This window comes from Micromonospora sp. S-DT3-3-22, from assembly GCF_015354745.1.
GTDB classification, from domain to species: Bacteria; Actinomycetota; Actinomycetes; order Mycobacteriales; family Micromonosporaceae; genus Micromonospora; species Micromonospora wenchangensis.
In genome coordinates this window covers 1-16,620 of the sequence record NZ_JACGMO010000054.1, presented here as the reverse complement: position 1 = coordinate 16,620, position 16,620 = coordinate 1, and the positions used below count along the sequence as shown (strand labels likewise).

At 75.1% G+C, this 16,620-nt stretch carries 15 protein-coding genes; 10 read left to right on the top strand and 5 right to left on the bottom strand.

The window, feature by feature from the left end; all coding sequences use genetic code 11:
- The first annotated feature begins 82 nt into the window (after nucleotides 1-82).
- The 4 genes from H1A17_RS17190 (at nucleotide 83) to H1A17_RS17175 (ending at nucleotide 4,539) form a co-directional block, all read left to right on the top strand.
- Nucleotides 83-1,669: an NYN domain-containing protein gene (locus H1A17_RS17190; protein ID WP_194822335.1), complete on the top strand. Its 1,587-nt coding sequence runs from the start codon at nucleotides 83-85 to the stop codon at nucleotides 1,667-1,669.
- A 120-nt stretch (nucleotides 1,670-1,789) separates the two neighbouring features.
- A complete protein-coding gene (locus H1A17_RS17185; protein ID WP_091237684.1) occupies nucleotides 1,790-1,999 on the top strand; it encodes a hypothetical protein in 210 nt (69 codons plus the stop codon).
- Nucleotides 2,000-2,143: 144 nt separating this feature from the next.
- A complete protein-coding gene (locus tag H1A17_RS17180; RefSeq protein WP_194822334.1) occupies nucleotides 2,144-3,403 on the top strand; it encodes a M48 family metallopeptidase in 1,260 nt (419 codons plus the stop codon).
- Nucleotides 3,400-4,539 carry a glycosyltransferase family 4 protein gene (locus H1A17_RS17175; protein ID WP_194822333.1) on the top strand — a complete coding sequence of 380 codons (1,140 nt, stop codon included), beginning with the start codon at nucleotides 3,400-3,402 and terminating at the stop codon, nucleotides 4,537-4,539. The genes H1A17_RS17180 and H1A17_RS17175 overlap by 4 nt, the downstream gene beginning before the upstream one ends.
- Nucleotides 4,540-4,581: 42 nt before the next feature.
- On the opposite strand, the gene H1A17_RS17170 is transcribed toward H1A17_RS17175, so the two are convergent.
- The 5 genes from H1A17_RS17170 to H1A17_RS17150 form a co-directional block, all read right to left on the bottom strand.
- On the bottom strand, nucleotides 4,582-6,342 hold the full coding sequence (locus H1A17_RS17170; RefSeq protein WP_145921038.1) for a bifunctional diguanylate cyclase/phosphodiesterase: 1,761 nt from the start codon (nucleotides 6,340-6,342) through the stop codon (nucleotides 4,582-4,584).
- Nucleotides 6,335-7,144 (bottom strand): SAM-dependent methyltransferase, encoded by an 810-nt coding sequence (locus H1A17_RS17165; protein WP_194822332.1) that lies wholly within the window; start codon nucleotides 7,142-7,144, stop codon nucleotides 6,335-6,337. Before H1A17_RS17165 ends, H1A17_RS17170 begins: the two co-directional genes overlap by 8 nt.
- Before the next feature lie 206 nt (nucleotides 7,145-7,350).
- A complete protein-coding gene (locus H1A17_RS17160; RefSeq protein ID WP_007072219.1) occupies nucleotides 7,351-8,019 on the bottom strand; it encodes a response regulator transcription factor in 669 nt (222 codons plus the stop codon).
- A 7-nt stretch (nucleotides 8,020-8,026) separates the two neighbouring features.
- Entirely contained in the window at nucleotides 8,027-9,718 is a 1,692-nt protein-coding gene (locus H1A17_RS17155; RefSeq protein WP_145921036.1) for a GAF domain-containing sensor histidine kinase, read from the bottom strand.
- 14 nt (nucleotides 9,719-9,732) lie between these two features.
- Nucleotides 9,733-11,532, bottom strand: a complete 1,800-nt coding sequence (locus H1A17_RS17150) for a long-chain fatty acid--CoA ligase (RefSeq protein ID WP_145921035.1) — start codon at nucleotides 11,530-11,532, stop codon at nucleotides 9,733-9,735.
- A gap of 168 nt (nucleotides 11,533-11,700) precedes the next feature.
- Between H1A17_RS17150 and H1A17_RS17145 the strand changes: the two genes are divergently transcribed.
- From H1A17_RS17145 to H1A17_RS17120, 6 genes are all read left to right on the top strand, one after another.
- Entirely contained in the window at nucleotides 11,701-12,153 is a 453-nt protein-coding gene (locus H1A17_RS17145) for an SRPBCC family protein (protein WP_145921034.1), read from the top strand.
- Nucleotides 12,154-12,190: 37 nt separating this feature from the next.
- Nucleotides 12,191-12,865: a hypothetical protein gene (locus H1A17_RS17140; RefSeq protein ID WP_145921033.1), complete on the top strand. Its 675-nt coding sequence runs from the start codon at nucleotides 12,191-12,193 to the stop codon at nucleotides 12,863-12,865.
- Nucleotides 12,866-12,937: 72 nt separating this feature from the next.
- Entirely contained in the window at nucleotides 12,938-13,885 is a 948-nt protein-coding gene (locus tag H1A17_RS17135) for an ROK family glucokinase (RefSeq protein WP_145921032.1), read from the top strand.
- A complete protein-coding gene (locus H1A17_RS17130) occupies nucleotides 13,882-14,631 on the top strand; it encodes an endonuclease/exonuclease/phosphatase family protein (protein ID WP_194822331.1) in 750 nt (249 codons plus the stop codon). The genes H1A17_RS17135 and H1A17_RS17130 overlap by 4 nt, the downstream gene beginning before the upstream one ends.
- 156 nt (nucleotides 14,632-14,787) lie before the next feature.
- Complete coding sequence (locus H1A17_RS17125) at nucleotides 14,788-16,194, top strand: NAD(P)/FAD-dependent oxidoreductase (protein WP_145921030.1); 1,407 nt, start codon at nucleotides 14,788-14,790, stop codon at nucleotides 16,192-16,194.
- Nucleotides 16,195-16,223: 29 nt separating this feature from the next.
- A partial coding sequence (locus tag H1A17_RS17120; RefSeq protein ID WP_194822341.1) for an alpha/beta hydrolase occupies nucleotides 16,224-16,620 on the top strand: 397 nt, incomplete at its 3' end.

Sequence of the window (16,620 nt, the reverse complement as noted above, 5' to 3'; positions counted from 1 at the left end):
CCCAGGGGCCCCGGGCGGCATAGGATGAGAGATCGGCTCACTCATCCGGCGGTGGGCCCGGTCGCGGTGGGAGACTTGCCCCATGCCCCTCACCGACCCGTACGACGACCACCTCCCGCTGGAGGGGTCGTCCACCGCCGCGCCCGGGGCCGGCGGGGACCTGGGTGCGGGGGCGCCCGAGGCGGCCCGGCCCGATCCCGGGGTCCCGCCCGACGTCGGCCCGCCCTCGGTCGACGCCGGCCCGCCGGATGTCGACCCGGAGCCGGCGGCCGGTGCCGCTGCGGCCGGGGCCGACGACGTCGACGCGGACCCGTCCGGCGGTGGCACGACCGACGCGGACGCCGCCGAGACGGCGCTGCCGGAACCGGAGCCCGTCCTGCCCGAGCCGGTCCGGCAGCGGATCGTGGCGCTCACCGCGGCGGTCCTGCCCGGTCTGCCCGCCGACGAGGTGCCGGTGCCGCTGCGCCGGGTGGCGAAGTTCGCCCCCAACCGGCGGGCCCGGCTCGGCGGCTCGGTGATCGCCGCCCAGCTCACCGCCGACCCGCTGTTCCGGCAGCGGGTCACCGCCCGGGTGCTGACCGACGCCGGTGACCTCGGCGCGGCCGTGGTCGAGGGCACCGCTCCGGCCGCCGCCGACCCGGTCGAGGTGGCCGCCCTGGCCTACCTGGTGCGCCCCCGGGGCTGGCGGGAGCTGATCGACGCCAGCGGCGCGGCGGTCCGCGCCGAAGCGGACAGCGCGGTCGTCGCCGAGCTGGTCCGCGAGGCCGAACAGCGGGCCACCCGGGCCGAGCACGACCGGGCGGTGGCCCGGGTGGAGGCGGACAAGCTCCGCGACGAGTTGGCCCGGGTCCGCGAGGAACTCGGCCAGCTCCGGGAGGAGAACCGCCAGCTCCAGCGCGGCCTGCGGGAGACCCAGGCCAGGGAACGCCGGGCCAACGAGCTGCTCGCCACCGAGCGTGGCCGGGCCGCCCGTGCCGCCGCCGACAGCGACGCCGAGCTGCGCCGGGCACGGGCCCGGCTGGCCGAGGCCGAGGCGGCGGCGGGCGTGGCCAGGGCCAGCGCCAAGGAGGCCCGTTCGGTCGACGACGCCCGGCTGTGGCTGCTGCTGGAGACGATCGGCCAGGCCGCGGTGGGGCTGCGCCGCGAACTGGCCCTGGACCCGGTGGACAAGCTCCCCGCCGACTTCGTGGCCGACGCCTTCACCGACGCCCCGGCCGCCGCCCAGGGCGGGCCGGCCGCCCGCGCCCGGGACACCGACGACCCGGCCCGGCTGGACCAGTTGCTCGCCCTGCCCCGGGCGCACCTGGTGGTGGACGGCTACAACGTCACCAAACGCGGGTTCGGCGAGATGTCCCTGGAGCAGCAGCGCAAACGGCTGATCACCGGGCTGGGCGGGATCGCCGCGCAGACCGGCGACGAGGTGACGGTGGTCTTCGACGGGGCGGAGCGGATGCACGGCCTGCCGCCCACCCCGCGCGGGGTGCGGGTGCTCTTCTCCCGCAAGGGGGAGACCGCCGACGAGCTGATCCGCCGGCTGGTCCGGGCCGAGCCGCCCGGCCGCCCGGTGGTGGTGGTCTCCTCCGACCGGGAGGTCGCCGACGGGGTACGCCGGCACGGGGCGTACCCGCTGGGGGCCGACTCGCTGCTGCGCCGGCTGGCCCGCTCCTGACGTGTTGATCACCGGTTGTCCGGTTGTGTCGTACCCGATGGCTAGTGTCCGACCTGACCGACGGTGCTCGGGCGGTGACGAGGGTCTGCCGCCCGACGCCGCACAGCGTCAGGAGGCACGATGCTCATCGACTGCGACGGCTGCCGGGTCCGGGGTGCGGGCTGCGCCGGCTGCCTGGTGACGGCCCTGCTCGACACCGACTCCCCGGCGGCCGGCCTGGGCGCCGCCGAGCACCGGGCGATCGAGGTGCTCACCCGCTCCGGCTTCGAGGTGGAGGTGCTGGCCCACGAGACCCGCCGGGCCCGGTCGACCCGCCGCCGGGTCGCCTGACCGCCGCCCCGCCGGAGCGGCGGCTGGTGGACACCACGGCGGGGCCGCGCCGGCGGGCCATAGGATGGGCGCTCACGGCGGGAGGAGCGGCGGCATGACACGGGTACGACGCCATGCCCGCAGACCCGGCCCCGGGGCGCCCCGGTGACCCCGCGCGGCTGGGCGGTGCTCACCCTGGCGGCGTTGGTGCTGGCCCTGGTCGTGGTCGGTGCCCTGCTGGTCCCGTGGAGCCGGCCCCCGGCCCCCCGCGCCGACCAGCTCGCCGCGCTGCGTGACCTGCCCGCCGACCAGGTGGCCCGGGGGCGCGCGTTGCAGGCGGCCCTGCGCCCCGGCCGCTACACCGGGCTGGCCGTCGGCCTGCTGGTCGCCCTGCTGCTCGGGCTGACCCCGCTCGGCGCCCGGCTGGTCGAGCTGGCCGGGCGACCCTTCGGCGACCACTGGATCGCCCGCGCCGTGCTCGGCGGGATCGCCGTGGTGCTCGTCGCCGACCTGCTCACCCTCCCGTTCGCCGCCTGGCGGCAGTCGGTGCTGACCCGGTACGGGCTGAGCACCCAGGGCTGGGGCGGCTGGACGGTCGACCTGCTCAAGTCGTACGCGCTCAGCGCGGTGCTCGCCGCGACCGTGCTGCTCGGCTTCTACACCGTCACCCGGCTCGCCCCGCGCTGGTGGTGGGCGTTCGGGGCGGCCGGCGCGGCCGGGCTGGTGGTGCTGCTGTCCTTCGTGCTGCCGGTGCTGGTCGAACCGGTGTTCAACCGGTTCACCCCGATGGAGCAGGGGCCGCTGCGTACCGAGCTGACCGCGCTCGCCGAGCGCGACGGCGTACCAGTGCGGGACGTGCTGGTCGCCGACGCCTCCCGCCGCACCCGGGCGGTCAACGCGTACGTCTCCGGTCTGGGGCCGACCCGGCGGGTGGTGGTCTACGACACCCTGCTGCGCGAGGCCACCCCGGCCGAGGTGACCAGCGTGGTCGCGCACGAGCTGGGCCACGCCAAGGACCGCGACGTCTGGACCGGCACGCTGACCGGCGCGCTCGGGGCCGCCGCCGCGGTCGTCGCGCTCTACCTGGTCGGCTCCTGGACGCCGCTGCTGCGCCGGGCGGGCGTCGACTCGATCGCCGAGCCCCGGGCGTTCGCGCTGCTGATCGCCCTGGTGACGGTCGTCGGGCTGGTCGCCGGCCCGGTGCAGGCGCTGGTGTCGCGCCGGGTCGAGGCGCGGGCCGACGCGCACGCCCTGGCGCTCACCGGCGACCCGACCACCTTCGAGGCGATGCAACGCCGGCTCGCCGGGGTCAACCTGGCCGATCCCGACCCGCCCCGGGCGGAGTACCTCTGGTTCGCCTCGCACCCGTCCACGGTGGAGCGGATGGCCGCCGCCCGCGCGTACGCCCGGGAGGCCGGCCGGTGACCCGGACCCTGCTGATCACCAACGACTTCCCGCCCCGTCCCGGCGGCATCCAGTCGTTCGTGCACCACCTGGCGGTCCGCCAGCCGCCCGGCTCGGTGGTGGTCTACGCCTCCAGTTGGCGCGACACCGCCGGGTTCGACGCCGCGCAGCCGTTCCCGGTGGTCCGGGACGCGACCCGGGTGCTGCTGCCGACCCCGCGGGTCGCCCGCCGGGCCGCCCGGCTGGCCCGGGAGCACGGCTGCGACACGGTGTGGTTCGGCGCCGCCGCCCCGCTGGGTCTGCTCGCCGGGGGGTTGCGTCGCCGGGCCGGCATCCGCCGCGCCGTGGCGCTGACCCACGGCCACGAGGCCGGCTGGGCGACGCTGCCGGGGGCCCGCGCCGCGCTGCGCCGGATCGGCCGGGACACCGACGTGGTCACCTACCTCGGCGACTACACCCGGGTACGGCTGGAACGCGCCCTGCGCGGCGTCACCGAGCTGCACCGGCTCGCCCCCGGGGTCGACGTGGACACCTACCACCCCGGGGTGGACGGCGCTCCGGTGCGGGCCCGGCTCGGGCTGGCCGACCGGCCGGTGGTGGTCTGTGTCTCCCGGCTGGTCGCACGCAAGGGCCAGGACATGCTGATCCGGGCCCTGCCGGCGATCCGCCGCCGGGTGCCCGACGCGGCGCTGCTGGTGGTCGGGGGTGGGCCGTACCGGGCGACGCTGGAGAAGCTGGCCCGGTCCACCGGTGTGGAACGTGACGTGGTGTTCACCGGCTCGGTGCCGTGGGAGGCGCTGCCCGCCCACTACGCGGCCGGTGACGTCTACGCGATGCCCTGCCGTACCCGCAACCGGGGGCTGGACGTCGAGGGGCTCGGCATCGTCTACCTGGAGGCGTCGGCGACCGGGCTGCCGGTGGTGGCCGGTGACTCCGGCGGCGCACCGGACGCGGTCCGCGAGGGCGAGACCGGGTACGTCGTCCCGGGGCGGGACGTCGCCGTGCTCGCCGACCGGGTGGCCACCCTGCTCGCCGACCGGGACCTGGCCCGGCAGCTCGGCGCGGCCGGGCGGGCCTGGGTGGAGAAGGAGTGGCGCTGGGAGACCCAGGCCCGCCGCCTGACGGACCTGCTCACCGGCACCGCCGCCCCTGGCTGAGCCGCCGGTCGACCCGCCCCGGAACGGGCCTCAAGTTGTGGGTCAGCGGATCTGTTCGAGGATGCGGGCGGCGGGGGCGGGCTTGCCGAAGTGCCAGCCCTGGCCGGCGTCGCAGCCGATGGCGCGCAGCAGGTCGGCCTGGTCGGCGGTCTCCACCCCCTCGGCGGTGACGGTCAGGTCCAGCGCGTGGGCCAGCGACACCAGCGAGGCCAGGATCTGCTCGTCGTTGCGGCTGGCCGGGTCGACCTGCGGGCGGCGCAGCCTGGTCACGAACTCGCCGGCCACCTTCAGCTCGGTCACCGGCAGGTCCCGCAGGTAGACCAGGTTGCTGTAGCCGGTGCCGAAGTCGTCGATGGCGATCCGGACACCCAGGTCGTTGAGCATCCGCAGGGCCCGGACCGGGTCCTCCCCGCCGGTGCTCATCATGGTGCTCTCGGTGATCTCCAACTGGAGCCGTTGCGGCGGCAGCCCGGTCTGCGCCAGCAGCCCGCGCACCTCCTGCACCAGGTCGGGGCGGTGGACCTGCCGGACGGCCAGGTTGACGCTGACGAACGGGGCCGGCCCGCCGCCGGCCGCCCAGCTCTCCGCCTCCCGGCACGCCTCGGCGAGCACCCAACCGCCGAGCCGGACGATCAGCCCGGTCTCCTCGGCCAGGCCGATGAAGCTGTCCGGGCCGAGCACCCCCAGCTCGGGGTGCCGCCAGCGGACCAGCGCCTCCACCCCGACCACGGTGCCGTCCCGCAGTGACGTCAGCGGCTGGTAGTCGAGGAAGAACTCGCCCCGGTCGAGGGCGGCGGGGATGGCCGCCGACAGGGCGTACCGGGCCAGCTCGGTGCGGTGCCGGGCCGGGTCGAACAGCGCCCAGCGGGCGCCGCCGGCCGCCTTGGCCCAGTGCAGGGTGCTGTCGGCGGCCCGCATCAGCTCACCCGGGGTGGTGCCGGCCACCGGCCGTTCGACGATGCCCGCGCTGGCGGTGACGGTCAGCTCGTGCCCCTCGACCAGGGCCGGCTCGGCGACCGCGGCGAGCGCCGCCTCCGCCACCTTCACCACGTCGTCGGTGCCGTCGGTGTGCTCGACGAGGATGACGAACTCGTCGCCGCCGAGGCGGGCCACCAGGTGCTCGCCGAGCGCCCGGCTCAGCCGCTGCGCCACCTGCACCAGCAGGGCGTCGCCGAGCTGGTGGCCGAGGGAGTCGTTGACCACCTTGAACCGGTCGAGGTCGAGGAAACACACCCCCACCCGGGCGGAACCCCGCCCCGGGGCGGCGATGGCGGTGGCGAGCCGCTCGGTGAACAGGGTGCGGTTGGGCAGGTCGGTGAGCGGGTCGTGGGTGGCCTGGTGGCGGAAGCGGGACTCGCTGTCGCGCAGCGCCCGTTCGGCCTGGGCGCGGGCCACCATCGCCGCCCGCCGGATGGACTCCTGCTCGTCGAGGGTCCGGTCGCGCAGCGCGCGGGCGTACCCGGTGGTGATGGTGGCGAGCAACCGGGCCAGCCGGTCGGAGATGTCGTCGCCGACCAGGCCCAGGTCGCGCAGCAGGCGGAGCTGGACGACCTCGACGGTACGCCCCAGCCCCTCCGCCGAGGCGATGTGCGCGGCCACCAGCTCCGCACCCACCTGGTGACCGATGCGCGGGTCGAACGGCTCGGCCCGCAGCGCGGCGGCCAGTCGTACGGTGAGCCGTTGCAGCAGCTCCTCCAGCTGGGCCTGGGTCATCGGCAGGTAGCTGGTGCCGGAGACGGCCTTGGCCCAGGCGCGGGCGAACGTGCCCGGGCAGGACGCCCGGGGGCTCGCCGGCTCACCCATCGAGACGCCCGACGCCGCCGAGGAAGACGGCCTGCTCGGCGTTCTCGGCGCTCTCCGGCGTCTCGGGTCGCCACTGCGGCACCCAGACCACCCCGGGATCGACAAGCGTGAAGCCGTCGAAGAACGCGGTCAGCTCGGCCCGGCTGCGGATGCACAGCGGGTTGTCGGTACGCCGGTAGACCCGTTCCGCCTCGGCCCGTTCGGCCCCGCTGCGGGTGTCGTCGCTGGCCTGGGAGAGGACCAGGTAGCTGCCCGAGGCCAGCGCCGCGCGCAACGTCCGCAGGGTGTCCTCGGGATGGTCGGAGTGCGGGATGAAGTGCAGCACCGCCACGATCATCACGGCCACCGGCTGGGAGAAGTCGATCAGCCGGGTCACCTCGGGGTGCGCCAGGATCGCCTCCGGCCGGCGCAGGTCCTCCTGCACGACGGCGGCGTTGGGGTTGCCGGCGAGGATCTCCTGGCTGTGCGCGACGGCGACCGGGTCGACATCGACGTAGACCACCCGGGCCCGCGGGTCGGCCCGCTGGGCGATCTCGTGCACGTTGCCGACGGTGGGGATGCCAGAGCCGATGTCGAGGAACTGGCGGATGCCGGAGTCGACCAGATGCTGCACCACCCGGCGCAGGAAGGCCCGGTTGGCCTGGGCCATCAACGGCGCGTCGGGCACCGCCTCCACCATCGCCCGGGCGGCCACCCGGTCGGCGGCGAAGTTGTGCGAGCCGCCGAGGTAGTAGTCGTACATGCGGGCGACACTGGGGCGTTCGATGTCGATGTCGTCGGGTGCCCAGTTCGGTCGCTGCATCCCCAACCCCTTTGTCGAGTACCACCGCGAGCAAGGTCGACCGTACGGTTCACCCGGGTATTCTGCCCGCCCACCGCCCGGGTGCAAAGACCGTGATCAGTGCGCGACGGGTCCCTCACCGGGCGCAGTCGAACCGGTGGTGTGCCGACGGCAGGCCCGGGTCCGGGGTGGACCCGGGCCTGCCGTCCCGGCGGGGTGGCCCCGCCTCAGAACTTCGGGGCGTCCGGCGCCTCGAGCAGGCCCAGCCGCAGGGCGGTCATCAGCGCCTGCGCCCGGTTGGCCGCGCCCAGCTTCTCGTAGAGCTTCGAGATGTGGGTCTTGGCGGTGGACTCGCTGACGAAGAGCTGCTTGGCGATGCCGGCCACGCTCATGCCGTCGGCGAGCAGCCGCAGCACCTGCCCCTCGCGGGGGGAGAGCTGCGGGCCGGACGGGGCCAGCCGGCGCTTCATCGCCTCGGCCAGGTCGGCGGCGGTGAACGCGCTGGGCGAGGAGGCGGCGTGCCGGGCGGCGGCCACCACCTCGTCGGCCGGCGCGGTCTTCGGCACGAAGGCGCTCGCCCCCGCCTCCAACGCGCCGAAGAGCTGGTCGTCACCGGCGTACATGGTGAGCACCACGATGCCCATCGACGCGCTGGACTTGCGCAGCGCCCGGGTGGCCTCCAGGCCGCTGCCGTCGGGCAGCCGCAGATCCATGATCACGACGTCCGGTTGCAGCGCGCCGGCCTGGCGCACGCCCTCCGCCGCCGTGGCGGCCTCGCCGACGACCTCGAACTGACGGTCCCGCTCGAAGGCGTGCCGCAGCCCCTTGCGGATCAGATCGTGATCGTCGACAAGGAGGACCTTGGTACGGGTGGCCGGTGTCGGGCTTGTGGTCATCCTCGAATTACTCCACTTCTGCTGCTGCGCTGCCACGCACGTTATCGCGCCGGGGCGACGAACCCACCACCACCGCCACGGTCGTACCACTGGGTTGCCGGGGACTGATCTCCAACCGGCCCCGGATACGTTCCGCCCTCTCCGCCATGATCGCAAGGCCGTAGTGACCGTCGGTGCGCTGGTCACCGATGCCGTGACCGTCATCCGACACTTCAATTTGCGCGTACGGGGGGTCCACCTCACAGGTGACCCAGAGATTAGCCGCCCCGGCGTGCTTGCGGGCGTTGGTCACCGCCTCCTGGGCGATGCGCAGCAACTCGGCCTCGGTGGCGGCCGGCAGCCGGGCGGTCGACTCGTCCAGCGACAGGTGCACCCGCAAGCCCCCCGACGCGCCGACGGTCCGGGCGTACTCGGCGATCGCCGCCGCCAGGCCACCGTGCCGGTCCACCTCGCTGCGCAGCTCGAACAGGCTCAGCCGCAGCTCGGTGATCACCCGGGTCACCTCGCCCCGCAGGGTGCGCAGCGCCTCGGCGGTCTCCTTCGGGTCCTCGTCGACGTAGGCCAGCGCGTTGTCGATGCCGTAGCCGACCATCACCAGCTCCTGCGCCACCCCGTCGTGGATCTCCCGGGCCAGCCGCTGCCGCTCCTCGTTGGTGGCCAGCGACCGCACCTCGTCGAAGAGCAGCGCCGCCTCCAGGCGCAGCGCCGCCGGGCCGGTCAGCGCGGTCACCCGGGACACCACCGGCGGCGGGTAGGCGTGCGCCGCGTCCGCCTCCAGCACCACCAGGCCGACCGTACGGACCCCGGCGACCAGCGGCACGATCAGCGCCGAGACGTCCCCGCCGGTGTGCGAGCGGGCCTGCGACCGGGCCGAGGTCTGCGGCTGCTGGCTGGCCCAGGCGTCGGCGATCGCCGAGTCGGCGTCCAGCGTCGTCTCCCAGTCGACCCGGTCCACCCCGACCTGGGCGAGCACCACCAGCCGCCCGCCGCCGCTGGCCGACAGCACCGCCCCCCGGTTGCCGGGGGCGACGGTACGCAGTTCCTCCAGCAGGTGTTCGGAGATGCCGCCCGGGTCGAGGGTGGCCCCGGGCAGCTGCCGGGCGACCGTGCGCAACTGGGTCAGCAGCCGGGTCGCCTCGGCGTACGGCTGGGGCTTGCCCTCGGCCCGGACCCGCATCACCTGGTGCAGCGTGCCGGCGGCGTAGAGGCCGAGCCCGGCGAGGATCAGCCACTGCGCGCAGACCGCCAGGTAACCGGGCTGGCCGAGCTGCCGCCCACCGTCGACCTCGGTGAAGGCGCCCGCCACCAGCAGGGTGGCCGCGGTGACCCCGAGCAGCACCGCGCCCTCGCGGAACTGCCGGCGCAGCGCGGTGACGGTCACCGGCACCGCCAGGTAGGGCAGCACCGCCGAGGCGCCCAGCCCGCCGACCGACGAGCCGAGGGCGGAGGAGACGGCGACCTGGCTGGCGGCCAGCCCGATCACCACCGCCTCGGCGAGCCGGCTCAGCGGGCCGAGCAGCCGATGCTCGGGGGCGAGCAGGGCGGGCGCTCCGGCGACCGCCAGCAGGGCGATCCACCAGAGCTGGGCGGGGTCGCGGGTGGCGATCAGGGTCAGTGCGCCGACCAGCGCGAGCATCACCGCACGCGCGGCGGCGGCGACGGGACGCGTCTGGGGGCGGACGGCTGTGGAGGCGGGCACGTGACGGATCGTAGTCAGCCTTGGTAGATCTCCGCGATCTCGGCCGCGTACGTCTTGTGGACGACCTGCCGCTTGACCTTGAGCGAGGGGGTCAACTCGCCGGTCGCCTCGGTGAAGTCACGGGGCAGGATGCGGAACACCTTGATCGCCTCGGCCTTGGAGACGGCCAGGTTGGCGGTGTCCACCGCGCCCTGGATCTCGGCCCGCAGCGCGTCGTGCGCCACGAGCTGCCCGACCGGGGTGTCCTCGGGCAGGCCGTGCGCGGCCAGCCACTTCGGCAGCGCCTCCTCGTCGACGGTGACCAGGGCGGCGATGAACGGCTGCCGGTCGCCGACCACCAGGCACTGGCTGACCAGCGGATGCGCCCGTACCTGGTCCTCCAGCACCGCCGGGGCGACGTTCTTGCCGGCGGCCGTCACGATGATCTCCTTCTTCCGGCCGGTGATGCTGAGGAAGCCGTCGTCGTCGAGGTGCCCCAGGTCGCCGGTGCGGAACCAGCCGTCGGCGAGCGCCTCGGCGGTGGCCGCCTCGTTCTTCCAGTAGCCCTGGAAGATCAGGTCACCGGCGATCAGGATCTCGCCGTCGTCGGCGATCCGGATCGTCACGCCGGGCAGCGGCCGGCCGACCGTGCCGATCTTCGTGCCGGTGGGCAGGTTGGCCGCGGCGGCGGGGGAGGTCTCGGTGAGGCCGTACCCCTCGCAGATGGTCACCCCGATGCCCCGGAAGAAGTGCCCGAGCCGGGCGCCGAGCGGGGCGCCGCCGGAGATCGCGTCCCGGCAGCGGCCACCGAGGGCGGCCCGCAGCTTGCGGTAGACCAGCCGGTCGAAGACCGCGTGCTGGGCGCGCAGCGCGAAGCCGGGACCGCCCGGGGTCTCCTGCGCCTCGCTCCAGGCGATGGCGACCTTCTCCGCCCGGTCGAAGATCGCGCCCTTGCCGTCGGCCTCGGCCTTCTGCCGGGCGCCGTTGTAGACCTTCTCGAAGACCCGGGGCACCGAGAGTACGAACGTCGGCCGGAACTCCTGGAGTTCGGCGACCAGGTTGCGGGTGTCGGCGCAGTGCGCCATCGTGGCCCGGGCCTGCACCACGCCGATCTGGATGAGCCGGGCGAAGGCGTGCGCCAGCGGCAGGAAGAGCAGGGTCGAGGCCCCCGGCCGGAACAGGTTCGGCAGCACCGGCACCGCGTTGGCGATGTCGGCGTACATGTTGCGGTGGGTCAGCACGCAGCCCTTGGGACGGCCGGTGGTGCCGCTGGTGTAGATGATCGTGGCGACGTCGGCGGCGCGCACGGAGGTGCGGCGGCGCTCGATCTCGTCCGGGTCGACCGACGTGCCGGCGGCGACGATCTCGTCGACCCCGCCCAGCTCGATCTGCCAGACCTCGCGCAGCTCGGGCAGCCGGTCGCGGACCCCGGCGACCAGGGTGGCGTGGCTGTTGGTCTCCACCACCACCGCGACCGCGCCGGAGTCGGCGAGGATCCAGGCGGCCTGTTCGGCGCTGGACGTCTCGTAGATCGGGACGGTGACCGCCCCGGCGGCCCAGATGGCGTAGTCGAGCAGGGTCCACTCGTAGCGGGTGCGGCTCATCAGGGCGACCCGGTCGCCGGGGGAGATCCCCGCGCCGGCCAGCCCCCGGGCCACCGCGACCACCTCGTCGCGGAACTGCCGGCAGGTGACGTCGACCCGGGCGCGACCCTCGACGGCGGGCCGGACGAACTGCACCGCGTCCGGCGCGGCCTCGGCGTTGTCCCAGACCGGGTCGGTCAGGTTTGCCGCGTCGCCGATGGTGACGATCGGCGGGACGGAGAACTCGCGCACCTGCACTCCCTCGTGCTCGCACTGGCCGGGCCGACCACGGGCCGGCATGGTCGAAACCTACCCGGCCGGCCGGGCGGATGCGCCAGCCAGGTTGCCCGTCCACCGGCCCGACCCCGGCCCGGGGGGTGGAGCGGGGCATCCGCCGGACGCGCCGGGTAGCCTCCCCCCATGGCGGACTCCTCCACCCAGTCGATCGTCATCGGCGCGTCACCGGACCGGGTCGCGGCGGTCGTCTGCGACTTCGCGCGTTACCCCGAGTGGACCGAGGCGGTGCGCCGGACCGAGGTCGTCGAGGAGTACGAGGACGGCTACGCCAGCCAGGTCCGGTTCACCATCGACGCCGGGGTGATGGCCGACGAGTACGTGCTGGCCTACGAGTACGCCGAGGACCTGTCCCGCATCGAGTGGCACCTGGTGACGCCCTCGACGATGCAGAAGTCCCAGCGTGGCTCGTACGACCTGGTCGGCAACCCGGACGGCACCTGCACGGTGACCTACACGCTGGAGGTCGAGTTGTCGGTGGGCATGCTCGGCATGTTTCGCCGCAAGGCCGAGAAAATGATCATGGATACGGCGTTGAAGCAGCTCAAGCGCCGGGTAGAAGCAACCGGTGCGGCGTAGCGACGCGACGGCCGGCGACACGACGGAGGAGCCGACCATGGGCGCAACGGAACCGGGCTCGGCCCGGGAGGAAGCGGAACGGCTGGTCGCCACGCTGCTCGCGACGGCCCGGCTGGCGTCCGCCGGCGGCGGCCCGGGGGCGGGACCGTGGGGTCCGCTCGGTGGGATCGTCTCGGGTGTCCTCGGTCACAGTGCCGGCGCGTCCCGGTCGGCCGGCGGCAGCCACCGGGCGGAGGGTTTCGCCACCGGATCGGCCGAGTGCTGCATCTGTCCGATCTGCCGGGCTGTCGCCGCCCTGCGTGATCCCAGTCCCGAATTCGCCGAGCGGCTCGCCACCGGCGCGGGGGATCTGGCGGCCGGCGTCGCCAGCCTGATGCGCGCGTTCGGCCCGCCCGCAGGAGGGGAAGCAACCCCCGGGACGTCCGGTGACGCCGCCGCGCCGACCAGCCCTTCCGATTCCGGAGCCGATCATGTGTGGCGCGAGGCCACCCGCACCGGGCATGATTCTGCGTCGGCGCCGGAGCGGGACGTCTGGTCCGCCGCCACCCGGGCGGAGGACGCGGTCGAACCCGCCGCCGCCGCACCGCCCGTCGACGACGCCGGGCCGGCCGCGCCGGCCCAGCAGGTCCGGCCCACGGCCGACGGTCCCGTGGTGCCCACCTCGCGCGCGCCGGCCGGCGCGGACGGGGACGCACCAGGCGACGGGGCCTGACCACCGGACATCCCGGCAGCGTACGGCCGGTAAGGCCGATGTCGGGCAGCACAGCAGAGGGGAGTGGCCGCGGTGACGCTGACCATCGGAGTCGACGTCGGTGGCACGAAGGTGGCCGGCGGTGTCGTGGACGACACCGGCAGGGTGCTCGTGCAGGCCCGGCGGGACACCCCCGCGGACGACGTCGGCAAGACCCGCGACGTCATCATCGAGCTGGTCACCGAGCTGGCCACCGGCCACCAGGTCGACGCGGTCGGGATCGGCGCGGCCGGCTGGATCGACGCGTCCCGCTCCACCGTGCTGTTCGCCCCCAACCTGGCCTGGCGCGACGAACCGCTGCGCGACTACGTCAGCGCCGCCACCGGCCTCCCGGTGATCGTCGAGAACGACGGCAACGTGGCGGCCTGGGCCGAGTTCCGGCACGGCGCGGCCCGCGACGCCGACGACTCCATGGTCATGTTCACCATCGGCACCGGCGTCGGCGGCGGCATCGTCCTCGGCGGCGAACTGGTCCGCGGTGCCCACGGCATCGCCGCCGAGCTGGGGCACATGCTCACCGTCCCCGACGGCCACCAGTGCGGCTGCGGCCGGCTCGGCTGCATCGAGCAGTACGCCAGCGGCAGCGCCCTGGTCCGGTTCGCCCGCGCCGGCGCCCGCCAGGAGCCGCAGCGCGCCACCGCCCTGCTGGAGTTGGCCGGCGGCGAGGCCGAGGCGATCACCGGCCCGATGGTCACCACCGCCGCCCAGGCCGGCGACCCGATCTCGGCCGAGGCGTTCGCCCAGATCGGCCGCTGGCTCGGCACCAGCCTCGCCGACATGGCGCAGATCCTCGACCCGCAGGTGCTGGTGGTCGGCGGCGGCGTGGTCGACGCCGGTGACCTGCTGCTCGGCCCGACCCGGCGGTCCTTCACCGACGCGCTGGCCCAGCGCAGCCGGCTCCCGGTGGCCGAGGTACGCCCCGCCGAGCTGGGCAACAGCGCCGGCGTCATCGGCGCTGCCGACCTGGCCCGCCGCCGATGAGCGCCGCGCCGACCGGGCCGGGGCCCACCGCCGCCGTCCCCGAGCCGGCGGCCGGCCGGCTGCCGCTGCGGGTGGTGTCGTACAACATCCACAGCCAGCGCGACGACACGGCGGCGCTGGCGAGCGTGGTCCGCGAGGCCGCCCCGGACGTGGTGATCGTGCAGGAGGCGCCGCGCCGGTTCCGGTGGCGGCAGAAGTCCGCCGCGCTGGCCGACTCGTTCGGCCTGGTGGTGGCCGCCGGTGGGCTGCCGTCGCTGGGCAACCTGCTGCTGACCAGCCTGCGGGTCCGGGTGACCGGGACGCACTGCCAACGGTTCCCGCTGACCCCGGGCCGGCACCTGCGCGGCGCGGCGTACGCCCGCTGCCAGGTCGGCGGGGCCCGGTTCCTGCTGGCCGGCTCGCACCTGTCCACCGACCCGGCGGAGCGGCCCGGCCAGGCGGCGCTGCTGCGGCGGGAACTGTCCGCAAGCGACCTGCCGGTGGTCTTCGGGGCCGACCTCAACGAGGGGCCGGACGGCCCGGCCTGGGGCACCGTGGCGGCCGGCCTGACCGACGCCGCGATCGCCGCCGACGCCGCCGACCGGCACACCTACTCGTGCGCCGACCCGCGTCGCCGCATCGACGCCCTCTTCGTCGACCCCCGGGTCGAGGTGGTCGGCTACGACGTGGTGGACACCCCGACGACCCGCCGGGCCAGCGACCACTTCCCGGTCCTGGTCGACCTGCTGCTGCCGGTCACCGGCTGACCGGCGGCAGCGTCCCCGGGTCGGCCGTCGCGGCGGCCCGGGGGCCGATCCGCGTCGCGTCCCGACACCCGCGCGAGCCGGGCTGGACAACGGGTCGGGGGCCCGGAAGGATGCCGGTCGAACCGGCGTACCTGGCCGCACATAAGGAGATTCCCGGTGTCCCCCTCCACCGAGCACGGCCGGCCCGATCCGGAGCCCACGACGCTCGCCCCGAACCGGGACGGCCGCCCGGTCTCCGACCGGGGCGACACGGTCTGCGTGATCGGGGCCGGGGCCAGCGGCCTCACCGCCGTCAAGAACCTCACCGAACACGGCTTCGGCGTCGACTGCTACGAACGCGAGACCGGCGTCGGCGGCGGCTGGAACTGGCGGCACGACCGCAGCCCGGTGTACGCCAGCACCCATCTGATCTCGTCGCGGCCGTTCACCCAGTTCCCCGACTTCCCGATGCCGGACTCCTGGCCGGACTACCCGCACCACAGCCAGCTGCTGTCCTACTTCGAGCGGTACGCCGACCACTTCGACCTGCGCCGGCACATCTGGTTCGGCACCGAGGTGGTGCGGGTGGAACCGGTCGACGGCGACCGGTGGGACGTCACCACCCGCAGCACCGGCGGGTACGGCCCGGAACGCACCTCCCGGTACGCCGCCGTGCTGGTCGCCAACGGGCACAACTGGTCGCCGAAGCTGCCCCGCTACGAGGGGCTGGAGGAGTTCCGGGGCGAGGTCATGCACGCCTCGTCCTACAAGGACCCCGCCCAGCTGCGCGGCAAGCGGGTGCTGGTGGTCGGGGCCGGCAACACCGGCTGCGACCTGGCGGTCGAGGCGGCCCAGCAGGCGTCCCGCTGCTGGCACTCCACCCGCCGCGGCTACTGGTACGCCCCGAAGTACGTCCTCGGCCGCCCCGCCGACCAGGTCAACGACGCGCTGCTGTCGCTGCGGGTGCCGCTGCGGCTGCGGCAGTGGCTCTACCACTGGACGCTGCGGCTGACCGTCGGCGACCTGACCCGGTTCGGGCTGCCGAAGCCGGACCACCGGGTCTACGAGACGCATCCGATCGCCAACAGCCAACTGGTCTACTACGTCGGCCACGGCGAGATCACCCCCGTGCCGGAGCTGGCCCGGTTCCATCCCGGCGGGGTGACCCTCACCGACGGCCGGGAGATCGACCCCGAGCTGGTCGTCTTCGCCACCGGCTACCTGCCCCGCTTCGAGTTCCTCGACCCGGGTGTCCTCGGCGACGCCGACGGCTCGGGCCGCCCCCGGCTGTGGCTGCACGCGTTCCCGCCGGGCCACCCGACGCTGGCGGTGGCCGGGCTGTTGCAGCCCGACTCGGGGCTGTTCACCCTGGCGCACTGGCAGACCGTGCTCTTCGCCAGGTCCCTGCGGCTGCGCCGGGAGCAGCCGCAGCGGGCCGCCGCGTTCGCCTCCCGGGCGGCGGCCGGCGCGGGGGAGCGGTACGCGGGGAAGGTCAAGGACAGCAGCCGGCACTGGTTCGAGGTGGGCCACGTCGACTACCTGCGCGCGGTGCAGCGCGCCCTCGACGAGCTGGAGGGCAAGTGACCGGCACGACCGATCAGCGGGTCCGGATCATGCGGGGGCGGGAGTGGGCCCACCCGGTCCGTCCGGCCCGCCGCGAGGTGCTCGGCGTCGACCCGGAGCTGGACGAGGGGCGTCCGCCGCTGCTGTTCGTCCCCGGGTTCGGGCACGGGGCGTGGGCGTTCGCCGAACACTGGCTGGAGCACGCCGCGTCGCGCGGTTTCCCCGCGTACGCGATGAGCCTGCGCGGGCACGGCGGCAGCGAACCGGCGCCGGGGGCGACGCTGCGGGCGTACACCCATGACGTGGTCCAGGTGGCGGCGGGGCTGCCCCGGCAGGCGGTGCTGGTGGGGCACGGCGCGGGTGCCCTGGTGGTGTCGCATGCGTTGGCGCGGTACCCGGCCCGGGCGGCGGTGCTGGTCGCGCCGGTGCTCGGCGGCGCGGCCACGG